Here is a 14,534-nt window from a genome sequence, read left to right as displayed (position 1 = left end):
CGTGCATCACCTCCGAGACGGAAGGGCGGTCTAGATTCACGTAGTGCAGCCCACGAATCGAGGCCTGGTGCTACAGGTTCTACATTCGAGGACGTTCGCTACCAGCAATCATCAACGCCAGTCGGCAAGCAGATCCCGGGCGAACTCCACGAAGAAGTACTCGCCCCACTCGACCGACTCGTCCACACCGAGGTTCTTGCGCTCGTGGTAGGAGCCGTGCTTGAGGATGCCCTCCCACTCGGGCTCCAGCGCGAGGAACTCCGGTTCGGCGAGCCTCCGGAAGGTGGCGAGGGCCCTCTCGTGGTAGGCCTTTGCCTCGTCCTGGTCGTCGACGTAACGCGCGAGATGGAACAGGCCTTGAGCAGCGGCAACGGCACCGGACGACTCCCACCGACGCACCGGGTCGGGCTCCAGGAAATCGTTCGGCGGCACCGGATCGTCGTTGCTGGTGTGAGTCATCCAGTATTCGGCGTTGAGCCTGGCGGTGGCGAGGAAGTCCGGCTGCCCATCGAGCGCATAGCATTCGGTGAAACCGGCCAACGACCAAGCCAGGCCGCGATTCCAGGATGAGTCCTCGCGCCAGCCCTGGTGGGTGGTCATCCGCAGGAACTCTCCGGTTTCGACGTTCCATTGGCCCTCATGTCCGGCCGAACCGTCGCCGCGCACCAGGTGACGCCGGGTGGTGCGGGAATGAGCCCGGGCCCGGCGCAGCAGGTCCTCGTCGCCGGTCTCCAGCGCAGCCCAGAACACCAGGCCGATATTGCGCATAACGTCGATGAAGGTCGATTCCGGCGCGATGAACGACGGGATCATCTGGCAGGACTCCAAGAATCTGCCGCCGAGCGTCCGGCCTGCCGTGATGGCGACCTGCTTCGCGTCCTCGTCGCCGGTGAGTTCCCACTGCTGCTTGAAGCTGGTGGCGATCAGGAAGCCGTGGTCGTGGGTCTCAACGTCGAGTTCGCGGCCCCTGACCAGCTCCGTGTAGTGGGACGCGAGCTCTTTCCACTCCGGAGACTTGGTCTGCTCGTAGACCAGCCACATCTGACCTGGGGTGAAGCCCTCGCCCCAGTTCGTCCATTTCTCTTTGTCATGTACCCAGTGCCCGCCATCGGTGAAGATCGGCAGATAGTCGGGGTGGTTAGTGGCGAGATTACGCAGTTTGGTTTGTGCTACGTCGAAGACCAGGCGTGCGGCGTCGCGTGTCGTTTCGTCGATCGGCAAGGTGCGGAGCTGGGGAGTCCGGGCAGTTTTCCAGTACATCGTTGTCTCCTTTATCGGGATGCGGGATCGTCGAAGCTGCCGGTGAACTCCGGCGTCCTCTTGTTGCGGAAGGCGGTGACGCCTTCCATGAAGTCGTCGGTGGCAGAACTCGCGGCCGAACCGAGGGCCTCCAGTGTCAGCCTCACGCCCTCACCGGACTGGCCGTCGATGATCTGCTTGGTCATCTGCAAGGCGATGGGTGCGCGGCTGGCGACCTGATGCGCGATCTCGGTCGCCTTGGCGACAACCTCGGAGCGGTCGGCCACATCGGTGACCAGGCCCCAATCCAACGCCGTGGCGGCGTCGATCATCTTCGAGGTGAAGATCATCCGCTTGGCGCGCGCGACCCCGACGGTCTTCTGCAACCGGGCGGTGCCACCCCAACCGGGCAGTGTTCCGATGCCGAGCTCGGACAGTCCGACTTTGGCGTCGTTGGCCATCACCCGGATGTCGCAGGCCAACGCAAGCTCGAGACCGCCACCGAACGCGTTGCCGTCGATGGCGGCGATCGACGGCTGGCGAAGCCCGGCGAGCTTGTCGAACAGCGCGTGGCCGCGGCGGATCCACTGCGACCACATGCGGGTCGCCGACAGCTGGCTGAATGCCTTGATGTCAGCACCGGCAGAGAAGGCACGCTCCCCTGCTGTGGTGACCAGGACCACGCGGATGTCTTCGGAGTCGTCGATGGTGGCCAAGTGCGATTCGAGCTGTTCGACCATCGGGATGGTGAACGAGTTCAGCTTGTTCGGACGCGAGATATGGATCGTCGCGAGCGTTCCGTCGACGCTCAGCGTGATCTCGCCGTCCGGACGCACATCTTCTGGTTGTTTCTCAGTCATCAGTTTTCCTTTCCGGCAAGGACGATCGCACGGCGTGGCGCCCCGAGCTCAAGGCCCATCGGCTCGTCGGTAAAGATCCGGGCGTCCATCAGCAACAGGTCGTCGGCGACCGCCAGCGGGATGCCGGCTTTGGCGAGCACATCGCGTTCGAGGTCGACTCCTGGTGCGATCTCGACAACGGTGATCACTTGGTCGCGAAGTTCGAGGACGGCGCGCTCGGTGACGTAGAGCACCTGCTGGCCGCGCTGCGCACCCACCTGGCCCGACCAGGTGATCTGCGCCACCTCGGGCAGGAATTTCGCGATCGTGCCGTCGGTGACGATCTCCAGGCGTCCATCACCGAGCTTGACCTCTTTGCGTCCGGCGGTGAACTGGCCGGAGAACACGATTCTCTTGGCGTGCGCGGTGATGTCGGCGAACCCGCCGACTCCGGCGGTGACGTGGGTGGCCTTGCGCATCAGCGACACGTTGACGTCGCCGTGTCCAGAGACCTCCATGAAGCTGAGCAGCGCGATGTCGATGCCCCCGCCCTGCAGCAAGATGAACTGGTCGCTCGACGCGACGATCGCGTCCGGGTTGTAGGCGGCGCCGAATGCCTTGCCGGTGACCGGGAACCCGCCAACCGGGCCCTGCTCGATCACCCAGGTGACTTCGCCGTCGAGCCCTTCCTCCATCAGGATGCGGGGCACGTTGGCCGAGATTCCGAAACCGAGATTGGCGAGATCACCATGGTGCAATTCCATGGCGGCCCTGCGCGCGATCACCTTCGTGATGTCGAAGCCCACCCGGTCGATGTCATCGAGGGACTTGATCTCGGTGCCCGAGATCGCCGGGTCGAAGAAGATGCCACCGGCCTGTTGCTGATCGGGTGCGACCACGATGGCATCCACCAGGGCGCCGGGCACATGCACCTCACGCGGGTGATGTTTGGTGGCGATCGTCCGCTTCACCTGGGCGATGACGATGCCGCCGTTGTTGTGGGCCGCCATCGCGGCATCGAGGGTGCCGAGCACCGCTGCCTCGTCCTCGAAGGTGAGGTTGCCGGCCGGGTCGGCGGTCGTGGCGCGGATGATCGCCACGTCGATCGGGATCGCCGGCACATAGATCCATTCCCTGCCGTCGAGATTCTCGATCCGGGCCAGGTCGGGCGTGACATCGTTCATCTTGCCGCCCTCGATCCGGGGATCGAAATAGGTGCCGACTCCGACGTCCGTGAACACCCCGGGCTGCTTCGCCGCGGCCGCGCGGATCATCTCGTAGACGACTCCGGAGGGGAACATATAGGCCTGGCAACCGCCCGATTCCAGCAGCTCACGAGCGGCAGGCTTGGCCATCTTGGACGGCCCGGCCGGGTAGGAGCCCCCGATGATCCTGGCCAGCAGGCCCGGTTTGGCGAGATGGTCGACCCCGGCGATTCCGGCGGACATGTCACCCGAGTTGATGGCATGAATCGAGGTGATCCGGCTCGGCGAACCGGTCTGCTCGAACCGTTCTCCGATCGCGGCCAGGACCGCGTCCGGACAACCGATCGCCGATGCGGACGATACTGCGACGGTGGCTCCGTCGGGGATGAGCGCCGCTGCATCGGCAGCACTCAGAACAGGTGGACAACGCATCTGATGAACTCCTCAATCTTCAGGGATTTCGCAAGAGTCGAAATCTGCTAGTCGTGTTGCTGTGGGATGATTCCGCTGGGCGGCTGCGAGGCGCGGCCCTGCCGTACCGGCATTCGCGATTGACGTGCCTCCCGCGCCACGGTTTCTCTGATTTGCCTCGGCCGGTCTCATTGACCCGTTCCTTGGTTTTGGGCTTGCCTATCGTCAGCGGCTGGAGTCGCGTCTTTGCACCCGCACGATGCCCGGACGACAAGCGCGCTGGCCACGAAGATCCGTTCCGGATCCGCGTCCGGGTCAGCCAATCGCCGTAGCAAGAGTCGGGCCGCTTCTCGTCCGGCCGTCTCACCCGACGAGGCGACAGTGGTCAGGCTCGGATCACAATGACGTGCCTCGGCGACGTCGTCGAACCCGGTGGCCAGAAGGTCGTCAGGAACCTTCTTGCCCGCGTGCCGAGCTGCCTCCAGCGCACCGAATGCGATCTCGTCCGAATAGCAGATCAAGGCGTCGGCCCCGTCGGCGATCGCACGGGCCGCCGCCTCGCGGGCCTGCCCGCGAGTGGGCTCACACGGGTATTGCATTGGCGCCGCGATCCCGGCCTCGGCAAGCCCGCGAGTGACGCCCTCAAGCCGGGGTAGGTACGACGAGAAATGGGCCAAGCCGCCGACGAAGCTGAGCTGTTCTGCACCATGACGGAGCAGGTGCCGCGCGATCTGATAACCGCCGGAGGCATTGTCCGACGCGACGAAGTCTCGTCCAACTCCCGGCACTTCGCGCACCAGTTGGACGAGGGGGATCGCGCTATCGCCAAGGTCGTCCGGGCCCGATCCGTTGGCCGGCACCACCAGCACGCCATCGATCTTGCGTTCGGCGAGTGCGGTGATGAGCCGCAATTGCTGTGCCGGATCGTCATGGGTCACTCCGGCCAGCACCAGCACCCCGTCGGCCTCCAGCACCTCTTGGGCGCCCGTCACGAACTGGGTCAGATAGGGGTGGCTGAGCTCCGGAGCGACCAGCCCCACCACCCCACTGCGCGAACTGCGCAGCGATGCGGCCGACCGATCGTAGACGTAACCAAGCTCGCGCATCGATTCGCGGACGCGCTCGCGCGTCAGCTCGGCAACCAGTGGTGAATCCCGCTGGACCAAGGAGGCCGTGGCCCTGGACACGCCGGCATGTTCGGCAACATCCACCAATCTCACTCGGTGCATCGCACTCCCCACGGCATTGTCAGCTTGCGTTTAGATCGATCTAAGAGAAGAGCTTAGATCGATCTAAACGTTTCTGGCAAGTCCTCGTTTCAAAGCTGGATGGTCGGCCTTCGGCCTGCGGTCATGGGCGAATTCGACGACCACTCGCGGGTGGCGATCCGACCATGAGGATGATGAGAGATCATGAGCACAAGCAAAAGCGAGCCTTTCCGCCATCGCATCAATCCGTCACCTAATCGAGAAAGGTAGCGGCATAAATGTCTCCAATGACATGGCCTAGACCGTCGATAATGCCGATGCTCAAGCGACCTGGATTCTTTGGTCTCCAAATACGTAATCAACAGTCAGTTCGCCGCCGACGGCCTCAAGATAGCGACGGATGGTGCCTATCTTCGCGTTGTCGAGGTCACCGCTTTCGATCTTGGAGACCTGTCTCTGACCGACGCCGATGCGTTCGGCCAACTGGGCCTGCGTGAGACCGGCCTGCTCGCGAAGGTCACGAAGGCGGTAGGCGCGGACCTCCGCGAGCATGCGCTCCTTGTGTGCGTCGATTTCCGTGCGCTCTGCGGGGGTCATGGGGTGTTTCGCCAAATACTCCTCATAACTCAATGCCATCTCGATCACTCTCCTTTCGATCCGCGCAGGTGGTCGTCGAACAGGCCATCAGCCTCAGGAATCTTCTTCTTGTACCAGCGCTTCCAGTCCCCACTTTTGTCTCCGGCGATCAGCATGATGGCAGATCGCTCGGGGTCAAATGCGAACAGAATGCGTAACTCGGAGCGACCCGAAGAGCCCGGTCTGAGTTCCTTCATATTCTTGTGCCGGAACGCCGAGACAGTGTCTACTAAAGGTCGGCCAAGTTGAGGACCGAGGTCCCTCAGCAGCTCGATCGCAGCCATCACCTGCCTCCGGGAACCAGCGTCAAGTGAATCAAGCCAGACCTCGATCAGCTCGACATCCACGCTCCACATGTGAACAGTTTAGACCATACAAGTTCTATGAACAACGGTGCGAGTTGGTCAAAGGGGCCGCCTCGCGAACGCCGCCCGGCTGCTCCGGCTGGACGACCAAGCTGTCATCCGCCGGGACGCGGCCGCCGACCTCGTCGTCCTCGGCTCGGACCCGCGGGAAAACACCGGCAATATCGCCGACATCGAATCAGCCGAGATCGAGCGAGTTGAGCCTTAGCAGGGCGGCAACACGTCGACGCCCAGTGGCGCGCACAGGTCGATCAGCCACAGCACGTCCGGACCTTCGAAGATCCGCGCGAAGGAGAGATCCTGATCGATCGCGTCAGCGCAGCGGTCTCCGAAAAACACGTATGCCTTGGCGTCATTGCACTGACGCGACATCCAGACCACTCCGTCGAGCCCGGCTTTGTGTGCGGCTTCGGACCACAGAACCGTGGTGTCATAGGTTGAGGCGGGGCTGGCGGTGAGGTCGGCCGCGTCCGTCTTGAGCCGCCTGAGGCCAAGCCCATGGAACGTGGCCACCCGCAACCGCCGAGTCGTGCGAATCCGGGTCATCACCTTTGTGCTGTAGTCGTCGTATCCCAGGTACCCACCAGTGACGGGCACATCGTGCAATAGCGTTTCGGCAACAGCGGCCTCCTGAGTGGCGGCTGCGTACATCACTGGCACGATGGCGCCATCTGCATCGCTGAAGAACGCGAACCTGGAGCGGCCATATCCCGGATTGAACTCAGTGGACGCAAAACGGTTGCTGTGCACGCGGTACAGCAACTCCCCCGACTCCAGGACAGTGACCAGCGGGTCGAACGGGTTCGGTGGCGGACAGGTCACCACTCGACCGACCACGCTTCGGACGCCACATCCATCACTCGTTCCGGCGCGGAGCCGAGCAGTTCAACCGGCCGGGCACCCTTCAGATAGGTAGTCGGAGAACACAACCACTGAACCAGACCGGTCTCACTACGCTTGTGGCTTCTCGCCAGGGCGAGCAGATCTGCGATGACAGGCAGCGGCTGCCCATCGCTACCGAACTGAAACCCGGGAAACAGCGTGCGGCCACCACGTTCCAACCCCACGAGCCGTCCGGACTTGCGTAGTTGCGAGGCACGGTTGCGAGGCGTGCTGGACCGTGATCCCAGACGCATCCCCGCCTCATGTGAGGTCAGCAGACCAAACTCACCGTCGATGCGGTCATAGAGGTTGCGCTCGGCCTGGATCGACCGGGCCAGAGCAGGGCTGACCTGCATGTCAACGGAATCCAGCGCCTTCCCAACACTCGCGGCACCGTCACGGATGTGCTTGGCGCTGCGCTCAAGATCTGCCACCGTCGTCACAGCCATCACCTCCAACAACGTTTGATGCAGCTCATCATATCGCATCATCCGCATTGTCCAGGGCGATCCTGCCCGTGCGGTACCGCCCGGCGCAGGTCATCTCGGCAGCTCTGACTCCCACGCATGACCGTGCCCGTGGCCCGGAGGCATCTGGAGTGTCAACTGAGGGAACACGCGATGAGGGGCATCCGCCTGCTGGCGGATGCCCCTCATTGTTGATCGTGGTTGAGCGAGATCTTTGCTCTTCAATCGGCCGACTCACGGTCGCAGCGTCCATCAGAAGTCGGACGAGCCAGAGCTCGGGCTTGATCAAATCACGGGCGTGACCAGTGAGCCATCGGCAAGCCAGGATTTGATGTTCTCGATCACCAGGGACGACATCTCCTGCCTGGTCTCCCAGGTGGCGGTGCCGATATGCGGTGTCACCAGCACATTGTCGCGTCCGATCAATCCCGACGGCACGTTCGGTTCATCGGTCAACACGTCAAGCGCAGCGCCCCCGAGTCGTCCGGCGTCGAGAGCCTCGATCAGGGCCTCCTGATCGACCAGTGAACCCCGAGCGGTATTGATCAGCCTGCCTTCGGAGCCCAGCGCGTCCAGCACAGCGGCATCCACCAGATGATCGGTGTCGCTGCCACCGGGCGCCGAAATGATCAGGCTGTCAACAGCACCGGCCAGGTCGAGAATGGACTCGTGGTAGACGAAGCCGCTGTCTTCACGCTCCACCAGATCGCAGTAGTGCACCTCGACACCGAAACCCACGAGCCGGGTGGCGATGGCGCTGCCGATGCGTCCCAACCCGAAGATGCCGACCTTGGAGTGCGCGACCTTGTGCGTCCACTTATAGGGGCCATTCGACCAGCCACCCGACTCGGCGTACCGGCCGCAACCACGCAGGTCACGGGACAATGTGATGAGGAATCCGACCGCGAGGTCGGCCACATCGTCGGTCACCACGCCGGGAGTGTTGGAGACCTTGATGCCCCGCTTCGCTGCCGCGGCCAGATCGATGCCGTCGTAGCCGACGCCGAAGTTCGCAATGAGCTTCAGATTCGGCAACCGATCGATGAACTCGGCACTCACCTTGTCTTCGCCACTGCTCAGCAGGATCTCGAAGTCACCGGCGATCCGGGCGAACTCGGAATCGCTCAGCGCCCGCCAGTCGACCACCTCGAAATCGTCTGCCAGTCCGTCGGTCAACAAGAACGGCAGTTCGATGTGCTGCAGCAGTTTCGGTTTGACCTGGCCGTTCGTCGATTCGCGGACGACACCCGCCGAGCTCACGCCTTCTCCTCGATGGCGACCAACGGCTTCTTCACCAGGAACCCGTAGAAGGCCGCACCGAGCATCGCGATCACCGCGGCGATGTAGAAGGCCAAGGTATACGAACCGGTCTGGTCGGCGATGAAACCGGTCACCACCGGGGCAAGCGCACCACCGAAGTAGCCGCCGAAGTTCATGATGCCGCCGAACCGAGCGGCATGGGTGTCGGGAACCACGTCAGAGGTGAGCGCCCAGGATTGCGACTGGATGGCAGCCACCAGTGCGAGAGCGAAGCAGAGAACGATGATCGCGCCCACCAGGTTGTGCACATTCGGCACGACGAGCAGCAGCACACCGACCAGGACGCAGGCCACCATCAGCACCTGCTTCTTCGACTGCAACGGGGACTTGCGGCCCGACTGCGCCAAGACCATGGTGACCCGGCCACCGAAGATACCGCCGATGGCGCCGGCGATGTAGGGAATCGCGGCCACCCAACCGGTGGACGCGATCGAGACGCCGAGGGTGTCCTGCAGGAACAGTGGCAGGAAGGTGATGAAGATGTTCCAGATCCAGATCGAGGAGAAGAAGCCGAGCATCATGCCCCAGGTCTGCCGGTGCGCGAAGAAGGACAGCCAAGGGATGACCACCTCGGGATGATCGTCATCGGTGGCCGAATCGCGGCCGGTCAGGATGTGGCGGTACTCCTCGTCCGAAAGCCGCTTGTCGTTCTCGGGCGAGCGATAGAACACCCAGAAGCACAGCGCCAGCACCAAGCCGACGAGACCGACGATCAAGAACATCGCGCGCCACCCGAAAGTCAGCGACAGGGCGGTCAGCACGGGCGGTGCGATGGCGGACCCCCACTTGGAGCCGGAATCCCAGATACCGGTGGCAAATCCGCGCTCGGAGCGCGGGAACCACTCGGTGGTGATTTTGGAGCAGTTCGGCGAGTTCGGAGACTCTCCGATACCCAGCAAGAAGCGAAAGCTCAGGAAGTGCAGCATGTTGTGACCGGCAGCCATCAGCGAGGTGGCGATTGACCAAGCTCCCACCGCGATGGCGAAGACCCGCCTGGGCCCGAACTTGTCGATGATCCAGCCGGCCGGCAGCTGGCAGACGGCGTAGGTCCAGGAGAAGACCGTGCCCATCAGGCCGATGTCGGTCTTGTTGAGGCCGAGTTCTTCGATCATGTGCGGGGCCGCGATCGACACCGAGGAGCGGTCCATGTAGTTCAGAATCCCGGCGAACAACAGCCAAGCGAGAATCGTCCAGCGGACGCGTCCCATCTTCTTCTGGTCGTCGGTCTTTCGCGGCTCGTCCGGCTTCCCGGCTGAGACGACTGCGTCTGGCGACGTCATAGTCGTGTTCCCTTCACTTGTGAAGCATCGTCACCCGCCGCCACCCGCTTTGGACGCGAACCGGGTCCCCAGCCGTGAAGGCGCTGAAAATGCTGCTGCCGACAGGCCGCAAGCGATGCGGTGCCGGCGACCCGTGAACCGGGGCGGTCAACCGGCATGGTTGCCCGGAGCGGAACGAATCCTATAGTAAACATGATCCGGAGGGTTCGCTAGTTTTATTGCCGCCGTTGCTTCGGGCCTGCGTGATGCGCCGTGCAGCGCGGTTCGCGTTGATCCCACACGACGGGGCGACCGGGCTGACCTTCCAAGGAAACTCCGCTGGCCAGCAACAATGGGCCAGAACGAACGCACGCGGTTTAGGGGCACCGAGATCTACCGAGGAACAAGAAGTCAGATCTGCCCGCGTGGTTTCCGAGACCGGTCCGGTTTCGGCAGGGCGTCAGATGATATGTACCAACGCCGCCAACCCGGTCACCGCAGGTATCGATGCGAACGACGAGATGAAAATGACGTCGCGCGCAAGCTGCACTGATTCTTCGCCGCGCATCGCGAAAATGAAGACGTTTTGTGCGGTGGGCAGTGCCGCCATCACCGTGACCGCCAAGGTGACATCGGCGTCCAGCCCGAAGACGAACCGGGCGAGCGCGAAGGCCAGCAGCGGCTGGACGAGCACCTTGAGAACACTCACCGCCACCGTCTCGCCGGCGTTGCCCGATCCGGGTAGCGGCCCGGTGCGAAGCGAGATACCGAAGGCCATCAGCATCGCAGGGACCGCGATTCCGCCGACCAGATCGATCGTCGAGGTCACCAGCTCCGGCAGCTGGATGCCGGCGAGATTGACGACCAAACCGGCTGCCACCCCGATGGTCATCGGATTGCGCAGCGGCAAGGTCACGTTGCTCACCATGCTGGTTCGCTGACCGTGTTTCTTGGCGGTCAGCGCGTCGAGAATGCTCAACCCGACAGGTTGCAGGAAGACCACCTGAATGAGCAGGATCGGCGCCACCCAGCTGGTGTCCTTCAGCACGTAGGCGGCGATCGGCAGACCCATGTTGTTCGCGTTCACGTAGCAGGACGCGAAGCCTCCGATCACCTTGTGGCCCGCGCTTCGCCGCCACAGCGTCGAAGCCAAGATCAAATAGATGCCCAGGGTGATGAAAATCGCCAGCAGCGAGACAATGACGTTGAGTGAGAAGATGCGTTCCAGCTGGGCGGTGCGCAGGCTCCCGAAGAGCAGCGCGGGCAATCCGACCCAGAAAGATGTCTGAGAGAGCGCGCGCTGCCCGTTGGCGTCCAGCACTCTGAATTGGGCGAGCAGCCATCCGACGCCGATCACGAACCAGATGGTGAAAAAGCCCGACAGCACATCTCCCACGAACCTCTACCCTAGACCGGGTCATCCGTTGCACTTCCCCTGTGCTCACCGCACGAACGAGGCGTGGGCGAATCGGACGGACTCATTGCGAACCCCTCGCCTTACGGACGCTCCCGCGCATGTTCTCAGCGCCCAGGTAGGGTGAAACCCTGAGCCGACGCTGCATCCGAATACCGGCCGTGGCCGTCCGTTGGCCTGATTGGTCGATCGGATCGCAGCCACCACCCACGAAGCCATGGCTTTGGAATCGGACCGAATACGGGTGCCAGGCTGTGGCGTCGGGTTGCGAAATTGGCAAGGTCGGCCACAACAGACGAGACAACCGGTAGGGATGAGCGTGAATCCACTCGAATGGGATATGCCCAAGCTGCTGATCTATGCGACGCTGTTCTGCATCGTCTTCTCACGCGCCAGCGCCACCTACGCGCTGGGCCGCGGGCTGATCGCCGGGGCGTCCAGGGTCAAGGCAACCGCGAAAATGCAGGGCGAACGCTACCGGCAGGCCTGCCGACTGATCGCCCGCTACGGTGCCCCGGTCGTCTCGTTGTGTTTTCTGACGGTCGGATTCCAGACGATGGTGCTGCTTGCTTCTGGTGGCCTGCGAATGCCGCTGCGTAAGTTCTTGCCCGCGCTTGCCGCCGGGAGCATCATGTGGTCGGCGCTCTACGGGACGGTCGGCTTCGTCGGATTCCATGCTCTGCGCGTCGTCTGGGAGTTCTCTCCCCTGCTCTGCTCGCTTGTCTTGTGTGCGCTGGTCGCAGGGTTGACCGGTTATGTCTTGTACCGCCGGATTCGAAGCAGAGAAACTTCTGTGGGCGAGGCCGGTGATGCCAGGTCGGTGAACGAGCCCGTGATCAAGTGAGACTGAAGGAACAACTGTCTGCCAGTCCGGCAATCAGAATGGGGCTGTCGGTCTCCATCGCCACCGGGCTTTATGGCATCTCTTTTGGAGCATTGGCCGTGGCCGCAGGCCTCGACCGCTGGCAGACACAGATGTTGAGCGCACTGATGTTCACCGGAGGAAGCCAGTTCGCATTCGTCGGGAGCCTGCCGGGTGGCGGAATGTCTGCGCTCGTCGCCGCCAGTTTGCTCGGCATCCGCAACGCGGTCTACGGTGCGCAGCTGAATGCCTCCCTCGCCCCGCGTGGTCCCCTCAAGATGATCATGGCCCACCTCAGCATCGACGAGTCCTTCGCCACCGCGATGGCGTCGGACGACCAGGGCGAGCGTAGGCGGGGCTTCTGGACAGCGGGTCCCGGTGTGTGGCTGCTGTGGAATCTGTTCACTTTCGTCGGGGCCTGGGCCGGTGATGCGATGGGCGATCCGAAGATCTGGGGGCTGGATGGCGCAGCGGTAGCCGCCTTCCTCGGTCTGCTGTGGCCGAGACTGCGCAGCAAGGATGCGGCCGGTTTGGCTGTGATCTGTGCCGCGGCCACTGTTGTAGCTGTCCCATTTGCCCCGCCCGGAATCCCGCTGCTGGTCGCCGGAGTGGTGGCAGTCGTGGTGCAACTACGACACCGGGCCGAGGCCCGGCCTCCGGCCGAAAGCGGCGATCCCGGAGACGACATCGGGCGCATCGCAATCGACCGCTTCGTCGAGGACGACGCCCAGGACAGCGCGAGCGATTACCGGCGGCCTGGACCGGGGCCGGGCACCGACGACTCTGCGTCCTCGAGCAGCGAGGGAGATCATAGATGAGCCTCTGGGCTTGGATTCTGCTGGCGTGCGCGATCGCTTTCGCCACCAAACTCGTCGGCTATCTGCTGCCGTCAAGGTGGCTGGAGTCGCCTCGATTTCAGCGCGTCAGCAGCGCTCTGACGATCGGTCTGTTGGCTGCGCTGGTGGCCTCGAATACCTTCGCTTCCGGCCAGCAGCTTGCGATCGACTCCCGGCTGCTCGCGTTGATCGCCGCCGGAATCGCGCTGTGGAGAAAGCTCCCCTTCCTCGCGGTGGTCGTCATCGGAGCCGCGGCGGCGGCGCTCGGCAGGCTCGTCGGCCTCCCGTGAGCCCTCGGCGTCCATTTCAGAAAGATCGTGCACAACCCTGGTATCCCGCAACGGAGTGTGCAACCCTATATGCAGCACCGCGCAGCAGCCGGTGTTCTCCGGGAGAAAGGAGTTCGCATGGGGCTATTGGACGACATCAAGTCCGCCGCCGATCAACATGAGGATCAGGTGGAGCAAGCGATCGATAAGGCCGGCGACGCAGTCGACCAGGCCACCGACAGCAAGTTTGCCGGGAAAGTCGATCGGGCCCAGGAATTCCTCAAGGACAAGATCGGTCAACCGAACGCTCAGTGAGACAAAGATCTCCTGATGAGATTTCGGTGTTGGCGGTCGTAGCCGTCAAAGCCATTGAAATTACTGAACATTGAACAAGCTGGGAACCAGTCGGGACGATTGGCTCCCAGCTTCTTTTTGTCCGCAGCCGCTATCCGCCCATCGGCGCGTTCAGTGCCCCACATCGGTAGTTGCGCCGAGGATCTAACCGGTGAAGCCGCCGCGGCCGCGCCCAGCTGCAGCGGCCGGCGAGCCGGGTGGCGTTACAGGACCTTCGCGAAGAAATCGCGGGTTCGTGCCTGGGCGGGATGGTTGATGACCTGATCGGCCGAACCGCGCTCCACGATCAGCCCGTCGTCCATGAACACCACCTGATCGGCAACTTCTCTGGCGAATCCCACTTCGTGAGTCACCACGATCATCGTCATGCCGGTCTCGGCGAGCTCTTTCATCACTTGCAGCACCTCGCCCACCAATTCGGGATCGAGCGCCGAGGTTGGCTCGTCGAAGAGCATCAGATCGGGGTCCATGGCCAGTGCACGTGCAATGGCCACCCGCTGCTGCTGACCGCCGGATAGCTGAGACGGGTAGTGGTCGGCGCGGTCGGTCAGTCCGACTCGGGCAAGCTGCTCGCGGGCCAGTTGCCCGGCGTCCTGCTTGGAGAATTTCTTGACCTGCCGGGGCGCCTCCATGACGTTCTGCAGAGCAGTCATGTGCGGGAAGAGGTTGAACCGCTGAAAGACCATCCCGATACGAGAGCGCTGCCTGGCGATCTCGGCGTCCGGAAGTTTGTGCAAGATCGTGGCACCGTTCTTGCTGACCTCACGCAGGCCCATCAGCTCGCCGTTGACGTAGAGCCGGCCGGCGCTGATCTGCTCCATCTCGTTGATGCAACGAAGCATCGTCGATTTGCCCGAGCCCGACGGCCCCAGCAGCACGCAGACCTCGCCGCGTTGCACGCAAAGATCAATCCCTTTCAGCACATGTAGTTCGCCGAAGAACTTGTGGACATCTTGCGCGTCGATCAT

General features: G+C 63.1%; 17 protein-coding genes. 5 read left to right on the top strand and 12 right to left on the bottom strand.

Features of this window, described 5'->3' with window-relative positions:
* Nucleotides 1-111: 111 nt before the first annotated feature.
* The 6 genes from QQ658_RS04800 to QQ658_RS04775 all read right to left on the bottom strand — a co-directional run bounded on the left by QQ658_RS04800 (nt 112) and on the right by QQ658_RS04775 (nt 5,894).
* Nucleotides 112-1,260 (bottom strand): glycoside hydrolase family protein, encoded by a 1,149-nt coding sequence (locus QQ658_RS04800; protein WP_286026529.1) that lies wholly within the window; start codon nt 1,258-1,260, stop codon nt 112-114.
* An 11-nt stretch (nt 1,261-1,271) separates the two neighbouring features.
* The gene (locus tag QQ658_RS04795) at nt 1,272-2,099 is read right to left on the bottom strand and encodes an enoyl-CoA hydratase/isomerase family protein (protein ID WP_286026528.1); all 828 of its coding nucleotides are present in this window, start codon (nt 2,097-2,099) and stop codon (nt 1,272-1,274) included.
* Nucleotides 2,099-3,715 (bottom strand): acyl CoA:acetate/3-ketoacid CoA transferase, encoded by a 1,617-nt coding sequence (locus QQ658_RS04790; RefSeq protein WP_286026527.1) that lies wholly within the window; start codon nt 3,713-3,715, stop codon nt 2,099-2,101. The genes QQ658_RS04795 and QQ658_RS04790 overlap by 1 nt, the downstream gene beginning before the upstream one ends.
* A gap of 167 nt (nt 3,716-3,882) precedes the next feature.
* Nucleotides 3,883-4,923, bottom strand: a complete 1,041-nt coding sequence (locus QQ658_RS04785) for a LacI family DNA-binding transcriptional regulator (RefSeq protein WP_286026526.1) — start codon at nt 4,921-4,923, stop codon at nt 3,883-3,885.
* A gap of 300 nt (nt 4,924-5,223) precedes the next feature.
* A complete protein-coding gene (locus QQ658_RS04780) occupies nt 5,224-5,538 on the bottom strand; it encodes a helix-turn-helix domain-containing protein (protein WP_286027029.1) in 315 nt (104 codons plus the stop codon).
* Nucleotides 5,539-5,543: 5 nt separating this feature from the next.
* Complete coding sequence (locus tag QQ658_RS04775; protein WP_286026525.1) at nt 5,544-5,894, bottom strand: type II toxin-antitoxin system RelE/ParE family toxin; 351 nt, start codon at nt 5,892-5,894, stop codon at nt 5,544-5,546.
* Nucleotides 5,895-5,931: 37 nt separating this feature from the next.
* On the opposite strand from QQ658_RS04775, the gene QQ658_RS04770 reads away from it, so the two are divergent.
* Nucleotides 5,932-6,111, top strand: a complete 180-nt coding sequence (locus QQ658_RS04770; protein WP_286026524.1) for a hypothetical protein — start codon at nt 5,932-5,934, stop codon at nt 6,109-6,111.
* On the opposite strand, the gene QQ658_RS04765 is transcribed toward QQ658_RS04770, so the two are convergent.
* From QQ658_RS04765 to QQ658_RS04745, 5 genes are all read right to left on the bottom strand, one after another.
* Nucleotides 6,108-6,740, bottom strand: a complete 633-nt coding sequence (locus QQ658_RS04765; RefSeq protein ID WP_286026523.1) for an RES family NAD+ phosphorylase — start codon at nt 6,738-6,740, stop codon at nt 6,108-6,110. The genes QQ658_RS04770 and QQ658_RS04765 overlap by 4 nt on opposite strands.
* Nucleotides 6,722-7,273, bottom strand: coding sequence for a hypothetical protein (locus QQ658_RS04760; protein ID WP_286026522.1), 552 nt, complete (start codon nt 7,271-7,273; stop codon nt 6,722-6,724). Before QQ658_RS04760 ends, QQ658_RS04765 begins: the two co-directional genes overlap by 19 nt.
* 264 nt (nt 7,274-7,537) lie before the next feature.
* Complete coding sequence (locus QQ658_RS04755; RefSeq protein WP_286026521.1) at nt 7,538-8,512, bottom strand: 2-hydroxyacid dehydrogenase; 975 nt, start codon at nt 8,510-8,512, stop codon at nt 7,538-7,540.
* Nucleotides 8,509-9,852, bottom strand: coding sequence for an MFS transporter (locus QQ658_RS04750; protein ID WP_286026520.1), 1,344 nt, complete (start codon nt 9,850-9,852; stop codon nt 8,509-8,511). The genes QQ658_RS04755 and QQ658_RS04750 overlap by 4 nt, the downstream gene beginning before the upstream one ends.
* Before the next feature lie 439 nt (nt 9,853-10,291).
* Complete coding sequence (locus tag QQ658_RS04745) at nt 10,292-11,227, bottom strand: AEC family transporter (protein WP_286026519.1); 936 nt, start codon at nt 11,225-11,227, stop codon at nt 10,292-10,294.
* A gap of 337 nt (nt 11,228-11,564) precedes the next feature.
* Here QQ658_RS04745 and QQ658_RS04740 point away from each other — a divergent pair, with 337 nt between their 5' ends.
* The 4 genes from QQ658_RS04740 to QQ658_RS04725 all read left to right on the top strand — a co-directional run bounded on the left by QQ658_RS04740 (nt 11,565) and on the right by QQ658_RS04725 (nt 13,527).
* Complete coding sequence (locus QQ658_RS04740) at nt 11,565-12,089, top strand: DedA family protein (protein WP_286026518.1); 525 nt, start codon at nt 11,565-11,567, stop codon at nt 12,087-12,089.
* A gap of 38 nt (nt 12,090-12,127) precedes the next feature.
* Nucleotides 12,128-12,925, top strand: a complete 798-nt coding sequence (locus tag QQ658_RS04735) for an AzlC family ABC transporter permease (protein WP_286026517.1) — start codon at nt 12,128-12,130, stop codon at nt 12,923-12,925.
* Nucleotides 12,922-13,233, top strand: a complete 312-nt coding sequence (locus tag QQ658_RS04730) for an AzlD domain-containing protein (protein WP_286026516.1) — start codon at nt 12,922-12,924, stop codon at nt 13,231-13,233. Before QQ658_RS04735 ends, QQ658_RS04730 begins: the two co-directional genes overlap by 4 nt.
* A 117-nt stretch (nt 13,234-13,350) precedes the next feature.
* Complete coding sequence (locus QQ658_RS04725) at nt 13,351-13,527, top strand: antitoxin (RefSeq protein ID WP_286026515.1); 177 nt, start codon at nt 13,351-13,353, stop codon at nt 13,525-13,527.
* Between the two features lie 242 nt (nt 13,528-13,769).
* Here QQ658_RS04725 and QQ658_RS04720 read toward each other — a convergent pair whose 3' ends face one another.
* Complete coding sequence (locus tag QQ658_RS04720; RefSeq protein WP_502928948.1) at nt 13,770-14,534, bottom strand: amino acid ABC transporter ATP-binding protein; 765 nt, start codon at nt 14,532-14,534, stop codon at nt 13,770-13,772.

This window comes from Propionimicrobium sp. PCR01-08-3 (genome assembly GCF_030286045.1).
Taxonomy (GTDB): Bacteria; Actinomycetota; Actinomycetes; order Propionibacteriales; family Propionibacteriaceae; genus Brooklawnia.
The sequence above is the reverse complement of the archived record's forward strand: the minus strand, read 5'-3'. Positions and strand labels throughout refer to the sequence as shown.